This is a genomic window from Mesorhizobium sp. LMG 17147 (assembly GCF_024297145.1).
Classification (GTDB): domain Bacteria; phylum Pseudomonadota; class Alphaproteobacteria; order Rhizobiales; family Rhizobiaceae; genus Mesorhizobium.
Map to the genome: position 1 here is coordinate 323,907 of NZ_JANCTC010000001.1, position 25,019 is coordinate 348,925.

The window sequence follows — 25,019 nt, forward strand, 5'->3', positions numbered from 1 at the left end:
GAATTCAGTCGATACGCCCGAACCAGGCGCCATAGCCGCCGAGGCGGATAGTGCCGGCGCCAGTCTGTCCCGAAAAGCCGTGTCCCGGCAAGGGCTGCAGTGAGCGGCCGCCAAGATCGACCTCGGCCGGCTTTGCGCCGAGATTGAAGGCGCAGACGATCTGCTCGTTGCCTTCGCGGCGTGTGAAGGCGACGGTGTCGCCCTCGCTTTCGATGAACTCGATATCGCCCTTGGCCAGTGCCGGATGAGCACGGCGGAAAGCCAGGAAGCGCCGGTAGTGCTCGAGCAGCGAGCCGTCGTCGCCCTGCTGCACATTGACCGCTTGCGCAAGGTGCTTGGCCGGCACCGGCAACCAGGGCTTTGCCGTCGAGAAGCCGCCATTGCGGGCAGCGCCGTCCCAAACCATTGGCGTGCGGCAGCCGTCGCGGCCCTTGAATTCCGGCCAGAAGCGGATGCCGTACGGGTCCTGCAGATCCTCGAAGCTGAGTTCGGCCTCGCTGAGCCCGAGCTCCTCGCCCTGATAGATGCAGACCGAGCCGCGCAACGACATCAGCAGCGCCGAGATGACCTTGAGGTACGCGGTCGGGTCCGGCTCGGCGGCTGCCCAGCGCGAGGCAGGGCGCATCACGTCATGGTTGGAGAAGGCCCAGCACGACCAGCCGTCGCTGGCCACCTTGCCGAAGGTTTCCAGCACCGAGCGCACCTTCGCCGCGCTGATCTTCTCCGGCGCCAGGAAGTCGAAGGAGTAACACATATGGACGCGCTTGCCGCCGGCCGTATAGGCCGCCACGACTTCCAGCCCACGCTGCGAATCGCCGACTTCGCCAACCGCGGCCGTCGCCGGATATTCGTCGAGCAAGGCGCGGAAGCGTTCGAGGAAGCCGAGGTTTTCAGGCCGGCTCTTGTCGTAGAGATGGTCCTGGTAGTTGTAGGGGTTGACGGCCGGCGCCGTCTGGTCGTTGCGCTGCTCGGGCGGCAGCGGCGGATTGTCTTCCAGGCCTTGGCTGTGGAAGTAGAAATTGATGGTATCGAGGCGGAAACCATCGACGCCGCGCTCCAGCCAGAAGCGGGTGACGTCGAGCAGCGCATCCTGGACCGCGCGGCTGTGGAAATTGAGGTCGGGCTGCTCGGCCAGGAAATTATGCAGGTAATATTGCTGGCGGCTGGTGTCCCACTGCCAGGCCGAGCCGCCGAAGATCGAGAGCCAGTTGTTGGGCGGCGTGCCGTCCGGCTTGGCGTCCGCCCAGACATACCAGTCGGCTTTTGGATTGCTGCGGCTGGAGCGGCTCTCCTTGAACCAGGGATGGACGTCGGCGGTGTGCGAGAGCACCTCGTCGATCATCACCTTGAGGCCAAGCCGGTGCGCCTCGGCGGTCAGCGCGTCGAAGTCCGCCAGCGTGCCGAACATCGGATCGACATCGCAATAGTCCGACACGTCGTAGCCAAAGTCCTTCATCGGCGATTTGAAGAACGGCGAGATCCAGATGGCGTCGACGCCGAGCGAGGCGATATAGGGCAGCCGGCCGATAATGCCTCTGAGGTCGCCGATACCGTCGCCGTTCGAATCCTGGTAGCTGCGCGGGTAAATCTGGTAGATCACGGCACCTCGCCACCAGTCGCGATCGATAGCGAGATCGGGCTTCGGTGTGGCCTTCAAAGCGGATTGCATGATCTCAACCTCCTTTCACCGAGCCGGCAAGCAGCCCGCGGACGAAATAGCGCTGCAGCGAGAAGAACACGATCAGCGGCACGATGATGGTAACGAAGGCCGACGTCGTCAGGATCTCCCAGTCGCCGCCGCGCGAGCCGAGCAACGCATTGAGCTTGGCGGTCAGCACGATCTGGTCGCCCTCGGTACCAAGGAAAACCATCGCCACCAGCAGATCGTTCCACACCCAGAGAAACTGGAAGATGGCGAACGAGGCCAGCACCGGGAACGACAAGGGCAGCACGATCTTGACGAAGATCTCGAAATCGCTGGCCCCGTCGATGCGCGCAGACTCCATGATCTCGCGTGGCAGGCCGGCGATATAGCTCCTCAACAGATAGATGGCGAAAGGCAGGCCGAAGCCGGTATGCGCCAGCCAGATGCCGAGATAGGTCTTCGACGGCACGCCGAAGAAGCTGCCGACGCCGTTGTAGAGCTTCAACAGCGGGATCAGCGACATCTGCAGCGGAACGACCAGGAGGCCGATGATGACGGCGATGAGCAGGGCCCGGCCGGGAAAGCGCATCCAGGCCAAAGCGTAAGCGGCGAACGCGGCGATCAGGATCGGGATGACGGTCGCCGGAATGGTGACGGTCAGCGAGTTCATGAAGGAGCGGCCGATGCCTTCCGAAAACAGCACCGTGTCGTAATTGTCGGTGGTGAATTTCGGCGGCGCCGAGGAGGCGTAATAGACGCGCTGGCCGCGTTCGCCTTCGAAAGCCTTCGGCGAGGTCATGACGAAACTGCCGTCGGCATTGAGCTGCAGGGTCACGCCGTCGCCGAGATCGGCTGTCGTGCCGGCGGGATATTGCGTCGGCGCTGCCGACTTGACGCCGAAGGCGCTGATATTACGGGCCGGGCCGTCGCCGAAGATGTTGCCTTGCAGGACGAACTTGCCGTCCTTCTCGACCTGCGCCGAGGCGGGCGGCAGCCGTCCGGCTTCCGTCTGGCTGGAACTGGTGAACGAGTTCCACCAGCCCGAAGCGATGATCTGGTCCTTGTCGCGCAGCGACGAGACCAGAATGCCGAGCGTCGGGATCGTCCAGATCGCAACGAAGATGAAAACGGCGATATGGACGCCGAAACGGCTGACAAAGGACTTTCCGGTCGAGACAGTCATCTCAATGTCCTTCCGTCTCTTTGTTCGCCTGGCGGATGTTCCAGACCATGATCGGAATGACCGCTATCATGATGATGATGGCGATGGTGGCGCCGCGGCCGAAGTCGCCACCGCCGCGGAACATCCAGTCGAACATCAGATTGGCCAGCACCTGGCTGTTCCACTGGCCGTTGGTCATGGTCAGCACGATGTCGAAAACCTTCAGCACCAGGATGGTGATGGTGGTCCAGACGACGGCGATGGTGCCCCAGATCTGCGGCACCATGACCTTCCAGAAGATCTGGAAAGGGTTGGCGCCGTCGATGACGGCGGCTTCCAGCGTCTCTTCCGGAATGCCGCGCAAGGCCGACGACAGGATGACCATGGCAAAGCCGGTCTGGATCCAGATCAGGATGACCATCAGGAAGAAGTTGTTCCAGAACGGCAGCGATATCCAGACCTGCGGCTGGCCGCCGAAATACTGGATGATGGCGTTGAGCAGGCCGATCTGTGTCTGGCCCTCGCCGCGATATTCGTAGATGAATTTCCAGATGACGCTGGCGCCGACGAAGGAGATGGCGAGCGGCAGGAAGATCAGGCTCTTGGCGATGGTGCCCCACCAGATCTTGTCGGTGAGCACGGCGATGATCAGCCCGAGGAAGGTGCAGGCGGCTGGCACCACCGCCAGCCACATGATGTTGTTGAGGATCGAATTGCGGAACTCGCGGTCGCCGAACGCCCATTGATAGTTGGCCAAGCCGACGAAATGGGCGCCGCCGCGATCGAGGAACGACAGCCTCAGCGTCTCCACCACCGGGTAGATCAGGTAGATGGTGAGGATGATCATCGCCGGGCCGACGAACAGCCAGGGCCGGATCACCCCCTGCCGGCGCAGATTGTTGATCGCCGCCTTGCCGGAAACGCCGCGTGCCGGAAAGATCGTGTCGAGTGCCTTGTTGGCACCCCAGAAATAGGCGACGCAGCCGCCCACCCCGATGATGATGACGAATATCGCCGAAAAAATCTGAGCCGCCATGGGTCCCTCCCCCTGCGCACGGATCCGCCAGTCGAGAATGGCTTTGGCGACGGGATCATGCGCCGATTCAGTTGTCTGGAGCGCGACCAGCCGAAAAGCAGGTCACTGGGCGCGCGTCATGCCGGAATGCGTCGTGCTCACGACAATCGACGCGACGCCAAGCACCGAAGAAGGTCCGGGCCGTTTGAGGCCCGGACCGCATCACATGGGACTCGAGCCGGCCGCTTACTTGATCGCGTCCCAGCTTTTCTGGATGTCGGTGGCGACGTCCTGGGCGGACTTGCCACCGACAAGGTCGATCATGCCGGTCCAGAAGGCGCCGGCGCCGATCTTGCCCGGCATCAGGTCGGACCCATCGAAGCGGAAGGTCGAGGCGTTGGCCAGGATCTCGCCCTGCTTCTTCAGCGCGTCGCTGGCATAGGCGTCCTTGTTGACCGACTTGAACGGCGTCACGAAGCCGCCCTGTGCCATCCAGATCTCATGAGCGAGCGGCAGCTTCAGGAATTCGATGAATGCGCGGGCACTCTTGCTATCTTTAGTGATCATGGCCAGCGTGCCGGCGCCGAGCACCGGAGTGCCGAGCTCGGGCTTGGAGGCGTAAGGCGGGTAATAGAAGAAGTCGGCATCCTCGCCGATCTTGGTGCCTTGCGGGAAGAAGGTCGGGATGAACGATGCCTGGTGGTGCAGATAGCATTTCGGCGGCACCGAGAAGAGGCCCTTCGGGCTGTCGCGGAAATCGGTCGCCGCAACCGCCTTGGCGCCGCCCTCGACCATCTTGTCGTCGGTCGCGATCTTGCCGAAAATGTCGATGGCGTTGACCACGGCCGGATCGTTGAACGGAATTTCGTTCTTCACCCATTTGTCGTAGGTCTCGGGCGTCTGGGTGCGCAGCATGATGTCTTCAACCCAGTCGGTCGCCGGCCAGCCAGTGGCGCCGCCCGAACCAAGCCCGATGCACCATGGCGTGCCGCCGTCGGCGATGATCTTCTTTTCGAGCTCGGCAAGCTCTTCCTGCGTCTTCGGCACCTTGTAGCCGGCTTCCTCGAAATTGTCCGGCGAGTACCAAACCAGCGATTTCACGTCGGCCTTATAAGGAAAGGCGAAGAAGCCGGGCTTGCCGTCCTTGTCCTTGAAGGTGCCGAGGTCGACCCAGGATTGGCCCGCGCCGTAATTGTCCTTGACCCAGTTGGCCGTGTCGTCGCCGAGCGGCGTCAGTAAGCCCTTCGATGCCAGATCCTGGATCAGGCCCGGCTGCGGCAGCACGGCGATGTTGGGCGGGCTGCCGGCCTGCGTGTCGATGACGATCTGCTGCTCGTAATTCTCCGACGAGGAATACTTGATCTCGGCGCCGGTGGCTTCGGAGAAATAATCGAGAACGGTGCGGATAAGCCCTTCGTCCTCGCCGCGCCACGGCCCGAAGATCGTCAGTGTCTCGCCCTTGAGGTCGACCTTCTTGAGCTCGTCGTAGTTGGCCCAGTTGAAACGGGGATCTTCGCCCGGCTTGAACTTCAGTTCGGCTTGCGCGGGCATGGCCAGGGCGAGCGTGGCAAACGCAGCGCCCAGCAGAAGCATTTTCTTCATCGGTATTCCCTCCCAGTGGTGACAAACACCGAACGAAACCTCCATTCCGTCCGCCGGCGCCGCAGGACTGTGACTCAGTCGGAAAGGAACTGCAACCTTTCGTGGAGTCTTCCAAAGCGCTTTGGTCATTTTGATCTCGCCACTGAATTGACCGCGAGTCAATAGGAAGCCAGGCTAATCGATTTAATTTTTCCGGCCGGGTGCCGGCAAAAGTGCGCTGCAGCACAGTTTTCTGGCGGTGCAGCAGCAAATTCGGCTTCAAACCGGTCCGAACCCTGCGTATGGTCACTGCGCTCGGCAACGCGGTTCGTAGGGCCAGATCGTTTCAGATTAAAAGCGCTTTGAGGTTTGGAGGCCTCCGGTGAACCTCAAGCAGCTCTCCCACATGCTGGCGCTTTCGCAGACAACGGTGAGCCGCGCACTGAACGGCTACCCGGAAGTCAACGAGGAAACGCGCCGGCGGGTGGTCGATGCCGCCAAGCGTCATGGCTATCGCCCCAATCCGAGCGCCCGCCGGCTGGCGACCGGCAAGACCGGCATGATCGGCTATGTGCTGCCGACGGGAGCGACCGTCGATATCGACCCGCATTTCGTCGAGTTCCTGTCCGGCCTCGGCGACTATGCGCGTTCGCACGAACTCGACCTGGTGCTGTCACCGGCCGATGCCGACGACCAGGAGACGACCTACCGCCGCATTGTCGCCAACCGGCAGGTCGACGCGGTCTATATCTCCTCCCCGAGACCGGCCGACCGGCGGGTGGCGCTGGTCAACACGCTCGGCATTCCCTTCATCGTCCATGGCCGCAGCGAAGGCTTCGATTTCGACTACCCCTTCACCGACATCGACAATGAGGGCGCCTTCCACGAGGCGGCGCGGCTTCTCGTGCAGCTCGGTCACAGGCGTCTGGCGCTTATCAATGGCGACGATCGCGAGACCTTCGCCATACATCGCGAGCGCGGCGTGCGGCGCGCGCTTGCGGCAAGCGGCCTGGTGCTTCGTGATCAGCATGTCTGTTCCCTGACAATGACCGAGGAGAACGGCTATCGCGCCGCCAGGCGTCTGCTGGAACAAAGCGACCCGCCGACGGCGATCGCCTGCTCCAGCCTGATTATGGCACTCGGCGTGGTGCGCGCGGTGCGCGATCTCGGCCTGACCATTCCGGGCGACCTGTCGCTGATCGCCCATGACGACGTCTTTCCCTGGCTGAAGCCGGAAAATTTTTCGGTGCCGCTGTCGACGACACGTTCGTCGATCCGCCTGGCGGGCGCACGCATCGCCGAACGGCTGGCGGCGCGGATTTCCGGCCTGGAGCAGGGCGCTCGCGGCGAGGTCTGGCCGGTCGACCTGGTGGTCAGGGGATCGGTAGCCGGCGCCCCGGCCTAGGGATCAAAACTCAATGACCCTGAGCGACCGAGTTCGAACCCATATAGGTCATTTGAGGTAACCGGCCGATTGAGTTTTGCCCCAATATCTGATGCCCAACATTATGCAGCGGCTCCGGGAGAACGGCATGCACAAATGCAGAAGCGTTAGAGCTTTGGACTTATTCCTTGGCCGCCTCGGCCGCTTTGGTGTCCGGCAGGCCAAAACCGAAATCATTGTCGCGGCCCCTGGGGCCGAGGTCCCTTGCCGTGCCGGCGAGCGCTTTCTCGACCCATTCGGCGGAGCGATCGGGGCCGCATGCAACAGATTGGCGGCGATCAGTCCGTCGACCGAAGTGCCGTGGTCGCGCGCCTTGATCGGCACGTCGGGTATGGCACTGCCCGGCAATGACACCGGAGAGCGCCGGATTTTTGTCGTCGATGCCGGTATCGATGACGCCAACACGCACATTCTCGCCGCTGGCTTCGTTGGCGTCGAGCGCGATGCGTTCGAACGCATAATTGACGATGCTGGCCGCCTGCTGCAGCGAGTAGACATGGTTGGCCTCACGCCGCAAAATGCGGCCGTCGGCGGCAAGCTGTGCCTGCATGACGCCGACCGGGCGGCCATCCGGAATGCCGAAGCGCACCAGCGTGTTGCCGAGCAGCCGCCTTTGGCGCAGTCGGCGTTGGCAGCACTTCCCGATTCAGGCAGTCGATCTCCGCCTGGGTGAGGTTAGGATCGTTGGTTTGTGCGACGGCAGACGTGGCGAAGATTGTCATCGCCGCCGTCAATCGAGTGACCGCCTTAGCCGCCATCAGCCGGTTTCCTTCCCTCCAGGGCAGCTTCGGTGAAAGGCTGGGCGGCAATAAGGCCAAGCAGTTTCTGATAGTCGGCGCCGGTCTTGGCCGGGACGCCGAGGCGGAAGACGCCGTCGGCGGTCGGCCCGCCGACGATCTTCAGCTGGTTCTGGGCGAGAAAAGCGACGATGTCGGACAGCTTCGCATCCGGTTTGAACTTCACAAGGGCAAACGGCATTTTGGCCAGATCGTCTTCCGATCCGGCAATCTCGAAATCGCCACCTCTGTTGCCGGTCTGCACAAAGGATTGCGTGACGACCAGGGCCAGCAGCACCGCGGCCGCGGCCCAGGCAATGCCGGCGGGCGCCACCATGAAGCGGCTCCAGGCCTGCGCCAGCCAGGACGATGCCGCCGGCCCGCGGGCGAAGCCGGCCTCGGCATCGAGCGCCTTGGCAAAGCGGCTGAGCGCATCGGCAGGCGGGCGGATTGCCTCGTTTGCGGCAGCGGTGCCGGAGAATTCGGCCTCGGCCTCGCCTAGTGCGGCCATCGCCGCCGGATCGCTTGCCAGCCATTCCTCGATGGCTTCGAGCTCGGTGCCCTCCAGCGAGCCGTTCAGATAAAACGGCAGCAGCATTTCCATTTCGTCGCGGCGCGACATCTTTTCAGCGGCGCTCATGGCCACCCCCTGTCGTAACCGGCGGCCTTGAGGGCTTCGCCGAGTTCCTTGCGGGCGAAGAACATCCTGGTCTTGACCTGGCGACCGGGATGCCGAGTACCTCGCCGATCTCGCTCACCGATTGCCCGTGATAATAGACAAGGTCGATCACCGTACGGTGCTCTTCCGGCATGGCATCGATGAAGCGTCGCGAGGCAGCGGCCTTGTCTTCTTTCATCGTCACGACTTCCGGCGTGTCGGCACCGTCGGCGACCTGGGCCGCGTCATCGTCGTCGATCCAGTCTTCCTTCTTCTTGCGCAACAGGGACAGCGCCTTGAAGCGGGCAATGCCGAGCAGCCATGTCGAGACCTCCGAGCGGCCCTCGAAGGCCGGCGCCTGCCGCCAGAGTTCAAGGAATACCTCGTTCGCAATATCGTCGGCCATCAGTTCCGATCCCGTCTGGCGTGCCACGAAGCGGTAGACCCGCGCGTGGTGGCGCATGAACAGGAGCCGCACGGCGGCACGGTCGCCCTTCGCGACGCGCTCGACGAGCGCGCGATCGGTCTCCGCGGCAGTCATCGCCGGTCGAGCCGCCTGGCTCCTGCCTGCTCTGTCGCTGATCGGCCCAAAAAGGTTCACCGCATCCGCCGGTATGTTTGCGGAGGCTAACTGAAGAGCGGGAGCGTTGCCAGAGGGAGAAGAGGGCGCGCGCTCAACTCAGGAACGGCTTTGCCTTCATGGTGACCGGCACCGGCACGCCGAGGCGCGCAAGCACTGTCGGCGCGAGCTGCAGCTGATCGAGCAGCGTATTGGCCTCCGGGCCCTCGCCCGATCCGAAGTAATAAAGTGCGAAATCCTGCATCTCTTCGTCGTGGCCGCCATGATGGCCGCGATCGGTCTGGCCATGATCGGCGGTAACGATCACCTCGTAGCCGGCCTCCCGCCAGCGCGGCAGGAAGCCGGCGAGCATGGCGTCTATTGCATAGACGGCATGATCCATCTCGCGGCAGTCATGGCCGAACCGGTGGCCCATCGAGTCCAGCGTGCAGCTGTGCAGGATGCCGTAGTCGATGCCGTAGCGCCTGGTCAGCATGGTCAACGTCGCGAACAGGTCGACGTCGCTCGGCGTCATCTGGTTCCTAGCGTTGTAGCCGGTCATGGTGTGGAACCGGCCATGGCTGATCGGCCTGCCCGGCTGGTCGAACTCTATGTCCTCGACCAGGTCGAACGGATAGGCCCGGAAGAATTCGGACCAGTAGGAATGGGTGACCGCACCCGTCTTGCCGCCGGCCCTGCTGACTTCGGAAAAGATGTCCGGCTGTTCGACGCGAAACCGGTTCTCGTTGGACAGGATGCCGTGCACTTGAGGCGGCACGCCGGTGTGGATCGAGGCATAGCAGGATGCCGAGGTCGACGGCAGCACGGAGCGCATCTTCCACACGCGCGCGTCGCCGGATTGCACCCACCCTTCGAGATTGCCCATCAGCCGTCGCCAGTTCCGGTAAGGCACGCCGTCTAGGATGATGAGCAGAAGTTTTGTGTTGAGCGCCAAGGGCGCCTCCATGCGGCTTGATCGGAAAGTCAGGGCGGGCCTGCCGTTCAATCCACGCCCGGACAGGATCGTCGGGCGCAAGGGGCAGCCCGCTAGTTCCCCGCGCTGGCCATGCGCCGTCCCTTGATCGCTTTCTCTAACCAGCCGATCTCCATTTCGGGCACCGACGACAGCAAAAGGTCTGTGTAGGCGTCGAACGGCGGCGTCAGAACCTTGCTCTTGGGGCCGTAGCGCACCACCTCGCCGCGATACATCACCGCGATCGAATCGGCGATCGACTTCACTGTTGCGAGATCATGAGTGATGAACAGATAAGCGACGTTTTCCTCTTTCTGCAGCTCGAGCAGCAGCTCCAGTATGCCGTGGGCCACCAGCGGGTCGAGCGCCGATGTCACCTCGTCGCAGATGATGAGCTTCGGCTTGGCGGCGAGCGAACGAGCGATGCAGACGCGCTGCTTCTGGCCGCCCGAAAGCTCGGCCGGATAGCGGTCGACATAGCCTTTACCCATCTCGATCTTGTCGAGCAGTTCGGCGACACGTTTGTCGCGCTCGCGCCCGCGCATCCCAAAATAGAATTCCAGCGGCCGGCCGATGATGGTGCCGACCGTCTGGCGCGGATTCATCGCGACATCGGCCATCTGATAGATCATCTGCAACTGGCGCAGATCCTCCTTCGGCCGGTCGGCAAGCCGGTTGGCGAGCGGCCGTCCGTCGAAGGTGACGGTGCCTTGTTCGGGCGGCAGGAGGCCGGTGATGGCGCGCGCCAGCGTCGATTTGCCGGAGCCGGACTCGCCGACCACCGCCAGCGTCTGGCCCGGGAAAATATCGACCGAGACGTTCTTCAGCACCTTGATGTGGCTGCGGCCATAGGCGGCGGTGATGTTCTTGACCGACAGGAACGGGCTCGGACCGGGCTTCTGCTCCTGATGTTCGATCTCATGCACCGAAACCAGCGCGTTGGTGTATTCCTGGCGCGGCTCCTTGATGATCTGGCGCGTGCCGCCCCATTCGACCAGCCGGCCGTGGCGCAGCACCATGATCTCGTCCGAGACCTGGGCGACGACGGCAAGGTCATGGGTGATGTAGAGTGCCGCCACATGCGTGTCGCGGATGGCATCCTTGATCGCCGCTAACACGTCGATCTGCGTCGTCACGTCGAGCGCCGTGGTCGGCTCGTCGAAGACGATCAGGTCGGGTTCCGAGCACAGCGCCATTGCCGTCATCACGCGCTGCAGCTGACCGCCCGACACCTGGTGGGGGAAGCGCTCGCCGATGGTTTCGGGGTTCGGCAGGCTGAGCTTCTTGAACAGCGCCACGGCGCGCTTTTCGGCTTCGGCCCGCGTCGCCGTACCGTGCAGGAGTGCTGCCTCGACCACCTGGTCCATCAGCCTGTGCGCCGGATTGAAGGCCGCTGCCGCCGATTGCGCGACATAGCAGACCTCGCGGCCGCGCAATTTGCGGAACCCTTCGTTGCCGCCCTTCAGGATGTCGCGGCCATTGAGAATGACCTCGCCGCCGGTGATGCGCACGCCGCCGCGGCCGTAACCCATCGACGACAGGCCGATGGTCGATTTGCCGGCGCCGGACTCGCCGATCAATCCGAGCACCTTGCCCTTTTCGAGCGTCAGCGAGACATCGTGCACCAGCACGATGTTCTTCGGCGCCTCGCCCGGCGGATATACCGTGGCCTCGATGCGCAGATTGCGGATGTCTAGCAGCACGCCGGACTTCGGTTGCCCGGGCTTCGGTTGCCCGGGCTTCGGTTGCTTGTCGGCCATTACCCGCGTCCTCCCTTCAGGCTTGTCGTGCGGTTGAGCACCCAGTCGGCGACGAGATTGACGGAAATTGCCAGCGCTGCGATCGCCGCCGCCGGAATGAGGGCGGCGCCTATGCCGAAGACGATGCCATCCTTGTTTTCCTTGACCATGCCGCCCCAATCGGCGTCCGGCGGCTGCACGCCAAGTCCGAGGAAGGACAGCGTCGACAGGAACAGCACGGCATAGATGAAGCGCAGGCCGAGTTCCGAAACCAGCGGCGACAGCGCATTGGGCAGGATTTCGCGGAAGATGATCCAGCCGCTGCCTTCGCCGCGCAATTTGGCCGCCTCGACGTAATCCATGACGTTGATGTCAACGGCGACCGCCCTCGACAGGCGGTAGACGCGGGTCGAGTCGAGAACGCCCATGACCAGGATCAGCGTCACCAGATTGGATGGCAGCACCGACAGCACCACAAGCGCCATGATCAGTGTCGGGATCGACATCAGGAGATCGACGAGACGCGACAGAAGCGTGTCGAACCAGCCGCCGAAAACCGCTGCCGAGAAGCCGAGGATGGCGCCGAGCGAGAACGACAGCGCCGTCGCCAGCACCGCGATGAACAGGGTGATGCGGGCGCCATAGATCATGCGCGACAACAGATCGCGGCCGAGATTGTCGGTGCCCAGCCAATGCGCCGCCGACATTGGCTCCCAAGGGACGTCGCTGACGATCTCGGCATTGCCGTGCGGCGCGATCCACGGCGCAAAGATCGCCGCCAACACAAACAGCGCCGTCAACACCAGTCCGACCAGCGCCGGGATGGGAATGCGTTTGATGACGAGCATACCCGACCCCCTCATTTCGGATGTCTGAGGCGCGGATTGGCGACGATTGCCGCAATGTCCGCGATGATGTTCAGGCTGATGTAGACGGCGGCGAAGATCAGCCCGACCGCCTGCACCACAGGCACGTCACGCTTGGTGACGTGGTCGACCAAGTATTGCCCCATACCCGGATAGACGAAGATCACTTCGACGACGACGACGCCGACGATCAGATAGGCAAGGTTGAGCATGACGACGTTGATGATCGGCGCAATCGCATTGGGAAAGGCATGCCTGCGGATAACCGCGAAGGCCGAAAGCCCCTTGAGCTCCGCGGTCTCGACATAGGCCGACTGCATGACGTTGAGGATCGCGGCGCGCGTCATGCGCATCATATGGGCGAGCACCACCAGGGTCAGCGCCGCCGCAGGCAGTGCTATAGCCTGGATGCGTTCGCCGAACGGCATCCCCCTCATAGACGGTGGAAATGGCGGGAAACCATTGATGTTGCACCGCGAAGAAAAAGACGAGCACATAGCCGACGAAGAATTCCGGGAAGGACGTCGAGGCCAGCGCCAGTCCCGAGATCAGCTTGTCGACCCAACCATTGCGGTAGCGCACCGCGATCAGCCCGAGGATGATCGCCAGCGGCACCGCGACGATCGCCGCCCAGAAGGCGAGGAACAGCGTGTTCCACAGCCTTCCCTTGATCGAGGTTGCGATATCCTGACCGCTCGACATAGCCGTGCCGAGATCACCGGTCAGGATGCCGCCGAGCCAGCGAAAATAACGGATGTAGGCGGGATCATTGAGGCCGAGCTGCTCGCGCAGATTGGCGAGCGACTCCGGTGTCGCCGACTGCCCGAGAATGGCTTGCGCGACGTCGCCGGGCAGGATCTGTGTGCCGGCGAAGATCAGGACCGAAACGGCCAATAGAAGGATGATGCCCAGCGCAATGCGCTGGGCCACCAGTTTCACGATGGGTGAGGACATATCCGCAAGGCCGGGCTCAGGCTTCGAGCCAGCACTTCGCCAGAGCATATCCGTTCATCAACTCCTGATGCGGATCATCCACCCAGCCGGCAACCTTGGCGCCCGTCGCGTCGATGAACTGATTGAACATCGGCAGGATCAGGCCGCCCTCGTCGCGCACCATCACAGCCATGTCGTGGTACATTGCCTTGCGCTTGGCCTCGTCGAGCTCGGCGCGGGCCGCCAGCACCATCTTGTCGAAATCCGGACGCTTGAAACGTGTGTCGTTCCAGTCGGCCGTCGACAGATAGGCGGTAGAGTACATCTGGTCCTGCGTCGACCGGCCGCCCCAGTAGGAGGCGCAGAAGGGCTGTTTGTTCCAGACTTCCGACCAGTAGCCGTCGCCCGGTTCGCGCTTGATCTCCAGCTTGATGCCGGCCTTGGCCGCGCTTTGCTGGAACAGCTGTGCGGCATCGACGGCACCGGGGAAGGCGACATCCGACGTCCGGAGCAGGACGGCACCGTCATGGCCCGACTTCTTGTAGTGAAATTTGGCCTTGTCGGGATCGTATTTGCGCTGCTCGATCTCGGTGAATAGCGGGTACGATGCATTGATCGGGAAGTCGTTGCCGAGCGAGCCATAGCCACGCAGCACCTTGTTCAGCATTTCCTCGCGGTCGATCGCCAGCTTCAACGCCATGCGCAAGTCGTTATTGTCGAACGGCGCGGTGTCGCAGTGCATGATGAAAACGTAATGGCCGGGTCCCGAATGGTTGCGGATGGTGACGCCGGGTACGCGCTTGATCAGATCGACGATCTTCGGCTCGACGCGGTTGATCATGTGGACCTGGCCGCCCTGCAGCGCCGCCGTACGCGCCGTGGCGTCGTTGATGACGATGATCTCGATCTGGTCGGCATGGCCCATCTTGTCGCCCTGCCAGTAATTGGCGAAGCGCTCGCCGCCATGGCGCACGCCGGGCTCGTTGGTAGTGACCTTGTAAGGACCCGCCGAGATACCGGCATCGGCCTTATCCTTGCCGCCGTTCGGCTGGATGATCAGGTGATAATCGCTAAGCAGATAGGGAAGATCGGCATTCGGCTCCTTCAGCGTCAGCACCACTTCCTTGCCGCTGGCCTTTATGCTCTCGATGCCTTTCATATAACCGAGCGCGCCGGACTTCGACTTCTCGTCCGAATGGCGTTCGAGGGTGGCGGCCACGTCCTCTGCAGTCACCTTCTTGCCGTTGTGGAACTCGACGCCATCGCGGATCTTCAGCGTCCAGGTCTTGGCGTCGTCCGACGAGCCGATCTCCTCGGCAATGCGGTTCTCGAGCTTGCCTTCGGGAGACAGTTCGACGATCAGTTCGCCCCACATCTTGCCGAAGGCGAACGGCACCTGAGTCATGAACAGCGCCGGATCGAGACTGTTGGTGGACTCGCCACCGACCAGGCCGGCCTTGAGCGTGCCGCCCTTGACCGGACCCGCCGCGCGGGAAGCGCTGGATAGCAGCGAATTGGCGAAGGTTGCGGTGACGCCGAGCGCTGCTGCCCGGCCGAGAAAATCGCGACGGCTCAGCTTGCCGGACGCAACGCGCCGGCTCAGATATTCCAGTTCGTTCGACATGTTAAGTTCCTCACTCTGTTGGTCCGACCTTATGGTCGTTTTTTCTCATTTCGATCGGGAGAATAATGACCGTAAGGGAAAGCGGTAAGCAAGACCGAATGCGACATGCCGTGGCGTAAATCGTGCGTCGCAATTGGACCAATCGCTATAAGCGCTCAAAGCAGCACGCGCGGGATTTTCTCCTTGAAGTTGCGCTCGAAGACCAGTTTCTCGCCTTCATAGGCTTCAATTCTGGCGCTAACCATGAAGCTTTGCGCGTCGGAGCGCATTTCGGCGAAGGTTTCGGTGTGCACCGACCATTCATTTCGCGACAGCGTCTGGCTCCAATGCGTCTTGCCCGACGCTGACAACGGATTGTCGGGATGGATCGCCCATGTCTCTCTGGCGATGCTCCCGTGGGTGAGGCCATGCTCCAGGTCGCGCACTTCGCCGAAATCGTCGACGATGGAAAGCGTGGTCATTCCGGTCTTTTCGTCGCGATCGACATGACGTTCGGAATTGGCGGGCCGAAGTGTCTCCGTTGCCCAGGGCGTCGCGCCTTCGGGGGCGGGGAAGGTGACCTCATCGCCTGTCGCCGGCGGGCGCAGCGGCAGCAACAATGTCGCGGCCGACAATTCGAGCCGGACCGGCTCCGGCGACGGCCAGATCATCGGCCAATAGCTGTTGGAGATGGCAATGCGCAAGCGGTGGCCGGCCGGCGCGCGATAGGCGCATTGGTCGAGCACCACCCGGGCGCTGACGGTTTCGCCGGGCACCAGCGCTTCGGGAAATTCGTGGGAGTTGCGATGCGTCAGGTTGAGCACGCCGTACGAGATCAGCTCCGATGCCCCGTCCGGATGGACGTCGCACAGCCGTACCGCGATGTTCGCCTGGCGCCGGTCCGCCGAGACCCTGACCACAACTTCGGGAGCACCGACAATGTCGACCGTTTCGGTCAGCACCGGCTGGTCGAAGCACACCGACAGCGCATCGTCGGGGCGCTGGTCACCCGGCAGTTCCGGGCCGAAGGTGAAGGGGAAATATTCGCCGCCGGCGAGGCCGCAGTTTTGCGGCGAAGCGACGATAGCGTGCTTGCCTTCAGCGATAAGCTCAACCTCTTGCGTCCGGATGTTGGGTGACGGCCATTCCGATTCAGCGACCCAGCGGCCCGGCCGCGCGGGATGCCAGCGCGCCGGACGCACGCTGTCCATGAGATAGGCGCGGTAGGCGGGGTCGGCCTCGACGCCGGTGTCGATGTCCTTCAGCCAGCGGTCCCACCAGCGCAAGGCCTCCTGCAGGAAACCGATGCGCGGTTCGGGCGCGGCGTAATGCGGGTATTTGTGGATCCACGGGCCGACGATGCCCTTGACCGGCGCCTCGATATTGGCGGCGAGATGGGAGATCGTATTGCGATAGCCGTCATGCCAGCCGCCGATCGACAGCACCGCGGCATGGATGGCGGAATAGTCCTCGCAGATCGAGCCGCGCTTCCAATAGGCATCGCGATATTGGTGCTTCAGCCACAGCGGTGCCAGAAAGGGCTGGTTCTCCAGCCTGGTCAGCCACAGGTCGCGCCATCTGTTGTCGCCGGCCAGCAACGGATCCGGCGGCCTTGACGAATAGGACAGCATGGTCGAGGCCCAGCCGAAGTTCTCGATCAGCAGGCAGCCGCCCTTGTAGTGGATGTCGTCGGCATAGCGGTCGACCGTCGAACAGAGACTGATGACCGCCTTCAGCGCCGGCGGCTGCTTAGACGCCACCTGCAGGCAGTTGAAGCCGCCCCACGAAATGCCCATCATGCCGGCATTGCCGTTGCACCAGGGCTGGTCCGCCGCCCAGGCGATGACGTCGCAAGCGTCCTGCAATTCCTGCTCGGAATATTCGTCGTCCATCAGCCCTTCGGAATCGCCATTGCCGCGCATGTCGACGCGGATCGAGGCGTAGCCATGGCCTGCGAAATAGGGATGCGTCAGCTGATCGCGATAGATCGTGCCGTCGCGTTTGCGATAGGGCAGGTGTTCGAGGATTGCCGGCACTGGATCGTCGGCAGCATCGGCCGGCATCCACACCCGCGCGGACAGCCGGCAGCCGTCCGGCATGATGATCCCCATATCCGGAAATTCGACGATCTTTCGTGGGAATTCAGTGACGATTTTCATGCGGGCGAACTCCAGGAGCGCCAGATGATGGAGTCCGTGAGAGCGCGTCGTGGGCCAGTCAACGAATTCGGCTGGTCAATCCGCGTCAATTCAGCGGAATGTCGTTTTCGTCCTTGCCGGCCTGATAGGCGGCGGACAATTCGTCATAGCGCGCTGATATTGTGCCGATCCGCGCTTCCAGCCGCTTGCGTTCGGTCTCAGGCAGCGATCGCACCAATTTGCGGATCGAAAAGCTCCTCCAGTAGGCATTCTCGGCATTGTAGCCGCCGGGATCGAGGGTGAAGACCTCCTTCAGGATCTTCAGATCGTGCGGGATGTCGAAGCTGTCGCGCGAATCCTCATGGCTGAAAAGATAGTAGAAATTGTCGAAGCCGGTCCAGGTGATCGCCGACAGGCAGAGCGAACAGGGTTCGTGCGTGGCAAGAAAGATCGCGTCCTTGGTATCGACGCGTTCGGCCTTAGGCATTTCGTAGAAGCGCTTCAGGCAATGCATCTCGCCGTGCCAGAGCGGATTTTCGATCTCGTTGTTGGTTTCGGCAAGCACCAGCGAACGGTCGTCCTTGCGCAGGATCGCCGCGCCGAACAGTTTGTTGCCGTGCGCGACGCCTTCGACGGTCTTCGGCACGATGTCGTGCTCGATGACATCGAGCAGACGATCGATCAGCGAAATGTCGGTCATCACCGGCTCTCGTCGGGAAGATGGATTTCGTAAGGGTGGGAGAAATGGCACTCTTCGACGTTGGAGCCGTCGCCGCCGCGGTCGACGACCACAAAATCCTGGACGTCGCCGATCGGCGTCAGCACGCCGTGCCACAGATTGCGCGGGTAGTTGACGCCTTGCCCGGGCGCGGTGATGAAGGCGTGCGGCTCGCCAGGTCCTTCCTCGCCATCATGGCAGACGACGACCAGGAACGGCCGTGGTGACAGCGGGATGAAGGCCTGGCTACCGAACGGATGTCGCTCCACCATGGTCAGCTTCAACGGCAGCTCATAGGGCGTGCCACGCACCATCGAGATCAGCACGCGCGCATTCGGCCCTCGTGCTTCCGCGGTGGCGAGGTCGTGGTAGCGCTCGGCCTTGCCGCCATTGATCGGATAATGGTTGTCGCCGCCCATGTCGATGACGTCGCCGAATTCGGCGAAATTCTCGCGGGTCAGCGGCCGCGCGACGATCCGCGTCATGGTGTAGGTCTCGCGAGGCCGGCGCTGCCAAGCTTGGCGTGGCGGTTGACGTCCTTATAGAGGAGATAGCGGAATTTGCCTGGCCCGCCGGCATAACAAGCCTGCGGGCAGAAGGCGCGCAGCCACATATAGTCGCCGGCTTCGACTTCGACCCAGTCCTGGTTGAGACGGTAGACCGCCTTGCCCTCCAGCACATAGAGCCCGTGCTCCATGACATGCGTCTCGGCGAACGGGATGACCGCACCAGGCTCGAGCGTGACGATGGTGACATGCATGTCGTGGCGCATGTCGGCCGGATCGACGAAGCGCGTCGTCGCCCATCGGCCTTCGGTACCCGGCATCGGCGTCGGCGCGATGTCCTGTTCGTTGGCGAAGAACGCTTGCGGCTGGTCGATGCCGTCGACTGCGTCATAAGTCTTGCGGATCCAGTGGAAGCGGACGGCGGCACCGCTTTCATTGCGCACCGTCCACCCGCTCGCCGGCGGCAGGAAGGCAAAGCCGCCCGGCCTTAAGCTATGTTTCTTGCCGGCAAGCGAAACGCATAGCTCGCCTTCCACCACGAACAGCGCACCTTCGGCGGCGGCGTCAAGCTCAGGGCAGTTGCTGCCGCCGCCGGGCGCGAGCTCGACGATGTATTGCGAAAACGTCTCGGCAAAGCCCGACAGCGGCCGCGACAGCACCCAGACCCGTGTCCCATCCCAGAACGGCAAAGCGCTGGTGACGATGTCCTGCATCACGCCTTTGGGGATCACGGCATAGGCCTGTGTGAACACAGCGCGACCGGTCAGCAATTCACTCTGGCCGGGATGTCCGCCCTGCGGCGCATAATAGGTTCGCTCGGCCATTTTCGTCATATCCATAAATTCAAGCCTGTTGCGGAAGCCAGGGCCTATGGCGGCAGCCAAAGCCTATTGCGGAAGCATGTCCTTGAGACGGAGCAGCGCGATGCGCTCGACCTGTCTGCAGGCGGTTTCGAATTCGACGTCGTGGCTGTTGCCGATACGCGCTTCGAACTCGGCCAGGATCTCCGCCTTGGTCCTGCCTTTCACCGCGATGATGAAGGGGAAACCGAAGCTGGTGACGTAGGCGGCATTGAGTTTTGCGAACAGCTCGCGCTCGTTCTCGGTCAGCGCGTCGAGCCCTGCCGAAGCTTGCTCCTTGGCCGATTCGTCCGTCAACCTTCTGGCCTGCGCCAGTTTTCCGGCAAGATCGGGGTGGGCATTGAGCACGGAAAGCCGCTCGGCCTCGCTTGCTGCGCGAAACACGCGGCAGAGCGCATTGTGCAGGCCGCCGGCACTGTCGTGGGCCGGGCCGAGCTCCAGCCCATAAGCGCGCTCGGCAACCCACGGCGAATGCTCGAACACGCCGCCGAATGTGTGGACGAAGGGCTCGAATTCCATTTTCGACGGGCGCAGCGCCGGCAACCGGAACGGATGCGTCGCCTGCCAATGTTTTGCAATGTCGATGCGCCGTGCCAGCCAGACCTTGTCGTGCGATTTGACGTAGTCGATGAAGCGCTTCAGTGCCGCGACCCGGCCCGGCCGCCCAACCAGACGGCAATGCAGGCCGATATTCATCATGCGCGGCCGCCCTGCCTTGCCCTCGGCATAGAGCGTATCGAAACTATCCCTGAGATAGGCAAAGAACTGGTCGCCCGAATTGAAGCCCTGCGGCGTGGCAAAGCGCATGTCGTTGGCGTCGAGCGTGTAGGGGATGACCAGCTGCGGCTTCGCCGACCCGTCCGGTGTCACATGCTCGAACCAGTAGGGCAGTTCGTCGTCATATGTGTCCGACACATAGTCGAAGCCGCCCTCTTCCGCCGCCAGCCGCACCGTGTTGATCGAGGTGCGGCCGGTGTACCAGCCGGTCGGCCGCGCCCCTGTGACCTCATAATGCAGCCGGATCGCCGCCTCCATGTCGCGGCGCTCGTCTTCCGCGGTATGGTCGCGGTAGTCGATCCATTTCAGCCCGTGCGAAGCGATCTCCCAGCCGGCCTCCTGCATCGCCGCAACCTGGTCGGGCGAACGCGCCAGGGCCGTGGCCACGCCATAGCAGGTGATCGGCACCTGTGCCTCGCTGAACAGGCGCAGCAATCGCCAGAAGCCGGCTCGGGCGCCGTATTCGTAGATCGATTCCATGTTCCAGTGGCGCTGGCCGGGCCAGGGCGCGGCGCCGACGATCTCCGACAGGAAAGCCTCCGAAGCCTTGTCGCCGTGCAGGACGCAATTCTCGCCGCCCTCTTCGTAATTGACGACGAACTGCACCGCGACATGCGCCCCGCCGGGCCATTTCGGATCCGGCGGATTGGCTCCGTAGCCGCGCATGTCTCGTTCGTAACGCATTCTCGCTCCTGCCGGAAATTGTGATCAGGATAGTCGAAAGGAGTGCCTGCGCATTCCCCCGAAATTTTTGAAAGTGTTTTTGTCGCGCTCCGCTCGACCGGGACTTATGCATCGCCTTTAATTGGCGCACAATTCATGAATAGTGTTCGACCGTTCAGGGAATGGAGCAGCCAGTGGCGGAAACGTCGAAAGCCGAAGGCGGGCGCCTGACGACCCATGTCCTCGACACAGCGGCCGGCAAACCGGCGGCCGGTCTGTCGATCGAGCTCTATCATCTTGACGGGCAGGCCCGGACGCATCTGAAAACCGTTGTCACCAATGATGACGGCCGCTGCGATGCTCCTCTGCTTGCCGGCGCGGAATTCCGCACCGGCGAATACGAGCTGGTCTTTGCGGCCGGCGATTATCTGCGCGGGCAAGGGACAAAACTGGCGGAACCGGCCTTCCTCGACCACGTGCCGATCCGCTTCGGTATGGCCGAGCCGATGCACTATCATGTGCCGCTGCTTCTGTCGCCGTACGGCTATTCGACCTACCGGGGAAGCTGAGATGGCCGGGATCAAGACACGCAACGAAATCCGCTTCATCCTCAATGGCGAGGACGTCGCGCTCGGCGCGGTTGCACCCGACCAGACCCTGCTCGACTGGCTGCGGCTCGACCGCTCGCTGCGCGGCACCAAGGAAGGCTGCGCCGAGGGCGACTGCGGCGCCTGCACGGTGCTGGTCGGCAGGCTCTCGGCCGGCAGACTGGTCTATGAAAGCGTCAATGCCTGCATCCGCTTCCTTGGCTCGCTAGACGGCACGCATGTCGTGACCGTCGAGCATCTGCGCGGCGGCGCAGGAAAGCTGCACCCCGTGCAGCAGGCGATGGTCGATTTCCACGGCTCGCAATGCGGCTTCTGCACGCCGGGATTCGTCATGTCGCTTTATGCGCTGTGGATGCGGTCGCCGGAGCCGTCGGACGCGGCAATAGAAAAGGCGCTGCAGGGCAATCTCTGCCGCTGCACCGGCTACGAGGCGATCATGCGTGCCGCACGTGCCATCTCAAGCTACAGCAATGCGGCAAAGGATCCGCTGGCGGCGGAGCGCAAGGCAGTTACGGCCAAGCTCGAAGCGATGAAGGACGGTTCGCGCATCGAGATCGGCTCCGGCAACAAGCGGCTGATCGTGCCGGCCAATGCCGACGATCTGGCCAGCGTGCTGGTCAAGGAGCCGGACGCCACCATCGTCGCGGGTTCGACCGATGTCGGCCTTTGGGTGACCAAGCACATGCGCGATATTGCGCCGGCGATTTTCATCGGCAATCTCGATGGCCTGTGCGGGATTTCCGAGGACAAGGGCGTCATCTCGATCGGCGCCGGTGTCACCTATAGCGAGGCCTTCTCGACGCTGGCAAGACGCATCCCGGCGCTGGGCCCGCTGTTCGATCGCATCGGCGGCGAGCAGGTGCGCAACATGGGCACCATCGGCGGCAATATCGCCAACGGTTCGCCGATCGGCGACACGCCGCCGCCGCTGATCGCACTCGGTGCTCGCCTGACGATGCGCCGCGGCGACAAGCGGCGGACGATCCCGCTGGAGGATTTCTTCATCGCTTATGGCCGACAGGACCGGCAGCCCGGCGAATTCGTCGAGGCCGTGCATGTCCCGGTGCCGGCCGGCGAGACGAAATTTGCCGTCTACAAGATCACCAAGCGCCGCGACGAAGACATCACAGCAGCGCTGGGCGCGTTTTTCCTGAAGCTCGCCGAGGATGGCACGGTGGCGGATGTGCGCATCGCCTATGGCGGCATGGCGGCAACGCCGAAGCGCGCCTTTGGCGTCGAAAAGGCATTGCTGGGCGGGCCCTGGACGGAAGCGACGGTCGAGGCGGCGATGGCCGCGTACGCCGGCGATTTCACCCCGCTGACCGACATGCGGGCAAGCGCCGAATACCGGGCGCTGGCGGCACGCAACCTGCTGCTGCGCTTCTTTGCCGAAACCACCGGCACCCGGGCGCCGATCCAGGTATCACGGCACGAGGCGGCATGATGAACAAGCACGCCACGCCAAACCTGAAGGCGCAAAAAATCGCCGGCGGCGTCGCCACTGACCAGCGCCATGATTCCGCGCACAAGCATGTCAGTGGCACGGCCGTTTACATCGACGACATGCCGGAACCGGCCGGCACGCTGCACGGCTGCCTTGGGCTTTCGACGGCGACGCATGCCACCATCACCGGCATGGATCTTTCGGCGGTACGCGCCGCACCCGGCGTCGTCGATGTGCTGACCGCGAGCGACGTGCCAGGCGAGAACGACATTTCGCCGACCGGCCGTCATGACGAGCCGGTGCTGGCCGACGGCAAGGTGCAATTTTTCGGTCAGCCGATCTTCTGTGTCATCGCTGAAACCCGCGAGCAGGCGCGCCGCGCCACAAGGCTGGCCAAGGTCGAATACGAGGAATTGCCGTTCGTCGCCGATATCGGCGAGCTCGATCCCGGGAAAGACAAGCTGGTCACGCCGCCGCTGACGCTGAAGCGTGGTGATGCAGCGGCTGCGATCAATGCGGCGCCGCGCCGGCTGAAGGGAAAAATGCGCATCGGCGGCCAGGAGCATTTCTATCTCGAAGGCCATATCGCCTTGGCCATCCCTGGCGAGGACCACGACGTCACCATCTATTCCTCGACCCAGCACCCGAGCGAAATCCAGCACATGGTCAGCCATGCGCTCGGTGTTTCGAGCCACGCGGTGACGGTGGAAATCCGCCGGATGGGCGGCGCTTTCGGCGGCAAGGAAACGCAAGGCAATCAGTTTGCGGCATTGGCCGCTATCGCCGCGAAGAAACATCATCGGGCCGTGAAAATCCGGCCCGACCGCGACGACGACATGATCGCCACCGGCAAACGCCACGATTTCCTCGTCGACTACGAGGTCGGTTTCGACGACGAGGGCAATATTCTGGGCGTAGATTTCATGTTCGCGGCGCGCTGCGGCTTCTCGGCCGACCTCTCCGGCCCGGTCACCGACCGCGCGCTGTTCCATTGTGACAACACCTATTTCTGGCCGGCGGTGCACGCGCAGTCGGCGCCGCTCTACACCAATACGGTATCGAACACTGCCTTTCGCGGCTTCGGCGGCCCGCAAGGCATGGTCGGCGCCGAGCGCGTCATCGACGAAGTCGCGTTTGCCGTCGGCAAGGACCCGCTCGAAATCCGCAAGAAGAATTTCTACGGCACCTCAGACCGCAACATCACGCCCTACCACCAGACGGTCGAGGACAACATCATCCACCGCATAGTCGCCGAGCTGGAGGCGAGTTCCAATTATGCGAGGCGCCGCCGCACCATCGATGCTTTCAATGCCAACAGCCGCTTCATCAAGCGCGGACTGGCGCTGACGCCGGTCAAGTTCGGCATCTCGTTCACCGCCACCCATTACAACCAGGCCGGCGCGCTGGTGCATGTCTATACCGACGGTTCGGTGCATCTGAACCACGGCGGGACCGAGATGGGGCAGGGCCTCTATGTCAAGGTGGCGCAGGTTGTGGCGGAAGAGTTCCAGATCGACCTCGATCAGGTCAAGATCACGGCGACGACGACCGGCAAGGTGCCGAATACCTCGGCCACCGCCGCGTCTTCCGGCTCCGATCTCAACGGCATGGCGGCGCAGAATGCCGCCCGCCAGATCAAGGACCGGTTGACCAATTTTGCCGTCGAGAGATACCAGGTGCCGCGCGACCAGGTGCTGTTCCTGCCCAACCGCGTGCGCATCGGCAACCAGGAGATCGCCTTCGCCGATCTCGTCAGGCAGGCCTATATGGCGCGCATCCAGCTTTCGGCGGCGGGTTTCTACAAGACGCCGAAAATCCATTGGGACCGCGACAAGGGCGAGGGCCGGCCCTTCTACTATTTCGCCTATGGCGCCGCATGCTCGGAAGTCTCTGTCGACACGCTGACCGGCGAATATATCGTCGAGCGCACCGACATCCTGCACGAAACCGGCCGCTCGCTGAACCGCGCCATCGACCTCGGCCAGATCGAGGGCGGCTTCATCCAGGGCATGGGCTGGCTGACAACGGAGGAACTGTGGTGGGACGACAAGGGGCGGCTGCGCACCCATGCGCCATCGACCTACAAGATCCCGCTCGCGTCGGACCGGCCGAAGATTTTTAATGTGACTTTGGCCGACTGGGCGCAAGCAGGCGAGCCGACGGTGTACCGCTCCAAGGCGGTCGGCGAGCCGCCCTTTCCGCTCGCAATGTCGGTGCTGCATGCGCTGTCGGACGCAGTGGCGAGCGTTGCCGGCCACAAGATCTGCCCACGCCTCGACCCGCCGGCCACGCCGGAGCGTGTGCTGATGGCGATCGAACGGCTGAAGCGGGAAGCCAAGACCGGCACTTGA

18 protein-coding genes and 3 pseudogenes are annotated in these 25,019 nt (G+C 63.0%); 4 read left to right on the top strand and 17 right to left on the bottom strand.

Annotated elements, in window-relative coordinates; all coding sequences use genetic code 11:
- Window positions 1-4: 4 nt before the first annotated feature.
- From NMG46_RS01680 to NMG46_RS01695, 4 genes are all read right to left on the bottom strand, one after another.
- Window positions 5-1,669, bottom strand: a complete 1,665-nt coding sequence (locus NMG46_RS01680; protein ID WP_254815998.1) for an alpha-glucosidase family protein — start codon at window positions 1,667-1,669, stop codon at window positions 5-7.
- 4 nt (window positions 1,670-1,673) lie between these two features.
- On the bottom strand, window positions 1,674-2,828 hold the full coding sequence (locus NMG46_RS01685) for a carbohydrate ABC transporter permease (protein WP_254815999.1): 1,155 nt from the start codon (window positions 2,826-2,828) through the stop codon (window positions 1,674-1,676).
- A 1-nt stretch (window position 2,829) separates the two neighbouring features.
- Entirely contained in the window at window positions 2,830-3,843 is a 1,014-nt protein-coding gene (locus NMG46_RS01690) for a carbohydrate ABC transporter permease (RefSeq protein WP_254816000.1), read from the bottom strand.
- 225 nt (window positions 3,844-4,068) lie between these two features.
- Complete coding sequence (locus NMG46_RS01695) at window positions 4,069-5,424, bottom strand: ABC transporter substrate-binding protein (protein WP_254816001.1); 1,356 nt, start codon at window positions 5,422-5,424, stop codon at window positions 4,069-4,071.
- Window positions 5,425-5,785: 361 nt separating this feature from the next.
- Here NMG46_RS01695 and NMG46_RS01700 point away from each other — a divergent pair, with 361 nt between their 5' ends.
- Window positions 5,786-6,808 carry a substrate-binding domain-containing protein gene (locus tag NMG46_RS01700; protein WP_254816002.1) on the top strand — a complete coding sequence of 341 codons (1,023 nt, stop codon included), beginning with the start codon at window positions 5,786-5,788 and terminating at the stop codon, window positions 6,806-6,808.
- A 160-nt stretch (window positions 6,809-6,968) separates the two neighbouring features.
- Here the strand turns inward: NMG46_RS01700 and NMG46_RS01705 are convergent.
- From NMG46_RS01705 to puuE, 13 genes and pseudogenes are all read right to left on the bottom strand, one after another.
- A pseudogene (locus tag NMG46_RS01705) lies at window positions 6,969-7,466 on the bottom strand (peptidase S8); the annotation flags it as partial.
- Between the two features lie 128 nt (window positions 7,467-7,594).
- Window positions 7,595-8,263: an anti-sigma factor gene (locus NMG46_RS01710; RefSeq protein WP_254816003.1), complete on the bottom strand. Its 669-nt coding sequence runs from the start codon at window positions 8,261-8,263 to the stop codon at window positions 7,595-7,597.
- A pseudogene (locus NMG46_RS01715) lies at window positions 8,260-8,822 on the bottom strand (sigma-70 family RNA polymerase sigma factor). Before NMG46_RS01715 ends, NMG46_RS01710 begins: the two are co-directional and overlap by 4 nt.
- A gap of 133 nt (window positions 8,823-8,955) precedes the next feature.
- Window positions 8,956-9,795, bottom strand: a complete 840-nt coding sequence (locus NMG46_RS01720; RefSeq protein ID WP_254816004.1) for an alkaline phosphatase family protein — start codon at window positions 9,793-9,795, stop codon at window positions 8,956-8,958.
- Window positions 9,796-9,887: 92 nt separating this feature from the next.
- Window positions 9,888-11,573: an ABC transporter ATP-binding protein gene (locus NMG46_RS01725; protein ID WP_254816005.1), complete on the bottom strand. Its 1,686-nt coding sequence runs from the start codon at window positions 11,571-11,573 to the stop codon at window positions 9,888-9,890.
- Window positions 11,573-12,400 (bottom strand): ABC transporter permease, encoded by an 828-nt coding sequence (locus NMG46_RS01730; protein ID WP_254816006.1) that lies wholly within the window; start codon window positions 12,398-12,400, stop codon window positions 11,573-11,575. The genes NMG46_RS01725 and NMG46_RS01730 overlap by 1 nt, the downstream gene beginning before the upstream one ends.
- Before the next feature lie 11 nt (window positions 12,401-12,411).
- A pseudogene (locus NMG46_RS01735) lies at window positions 12,412-13,372 on the bottom strand (ABC transporter permease).
- Between the two features lie 16 nt (window positions 13,373-13,388).
- A complete protein-coding gene (locus tag NMG46_RS01740) occupies window positions 13,389-14,975 on the bottom strand; it encodes an ABC transporter substrate-binding protein (protein WP_254816007.1) in 1,587 nt (528 codons plus the stop codon).
- A gap of 155 nt (window positions 14,976-15,130) precedes the next feature.
- Window positions 15,131-17,113 carry a CocE/NonD family hydrolase gene (locus NMG46_RS01745; RefSeq protein ID WP_254816008.1) on the bottom strand — a complete coding sequence of 661 codons (1,983 nt, stop codon included), beginning with the start codon at window positions 17,111-17,113 and terminating at the stop codon, window positions 15,131-15,133.
- Between the two features lie 85 nt (window positions 17,114-17,198).
- Window positions 17,199-17,792, bottom strand: a complete 594-nt coding sequence (locus tag NMG46_RS01750; protein WP_254816009.1) for a nucleoside deaminase — start codon at window positions 17,790-17,792, stop codon at window positions 17,199-17,201.
- Entirely contained in the window at window positions 17,792-18,295 is a 504-nt protein-coding gene (locus NMG46_RS01755) for an ureidoglycolate lyase (RefSeq protein WP_254816010.1), read from the bottom strand. The genes NMG46_RS01750 and NMG46_RS01755 overlap by 1 nt, the downstream gene beginning before the upstream one ends.
- Window positions 18,292-19,155 (bottom strand): bifunctional allantoicase/(S)-ureidoglycine aminohydrolase, encoded by an 864-nt coding sequence (locus NMG46_RS01760; protein WP_254816011.1) that lies wholly within the window; start codon window positions 19,153-19,155, stop codon window positions 18,292-18,294. Before NMG46_RS01760 ends, NMG46_RS01755 begins: the two co-directional genes overlap by 4 nt.
- A gap of 48 nt (window positions 19,156-19,203) precedes the next feature.
- Window positions 19,204-20,637 (bottom strand): allantoinase PuuE, encoded by a 1,434-nt coding sequence (puuE, locus tag NMG46_RS01765; RefSeq protein WP_254816012.1) that lies wholly within the window; start codon window positions 20,635-20,637, stop codon window positions 19,204-19,206.
- Between the two features lie 173 nt (window positions 20,638-20,810).
- Here puuE and uraH point away from each other — a divergent pair, with 173 nt between their 5' ends.
- The 3 genes from uraH to xdhB are packed head-to-tail and all read left to right on the top strand — an operon-like array spanning window position 20,811 to window position 25,019.
- A complete protein-coding gene (uraH, locus tag NMG46_RS01770) occupies window positions 20,811-21,185 on the top strand; it encodes a hydroxyisourate hydrolase (RefSeq protein ID WP_254816013.1) in 375 nt (124 codons plus the stop codon).
- A 1-nt stretch (window position 21,186) separates the two neighbouring features.
- Entirely contained in the window at window positions 21,187-22,668 is a 1,482-nt protein-coding gene (gene xdhA / locus NMG46_RS01775; protein ID WP_254816014.1) for a xanthine dehydrogenase small subunit, read from the top strand.
- Window positions 22,668-25,019 (top strand): xanthine dehydrogenase molybdopterin binding subunit, encoded by a 2,352-nt coding sequence (gene xdhB, locus NMG46_RS01780; protein WP_254816378.1) that lies wholly within the window; start codon window positions 22,668-22,670, stop codon window positions 25,017-25,019. The genes xdhA and xdhB overlap by 1 nt, the downstream gene beginning before the upstream one ends.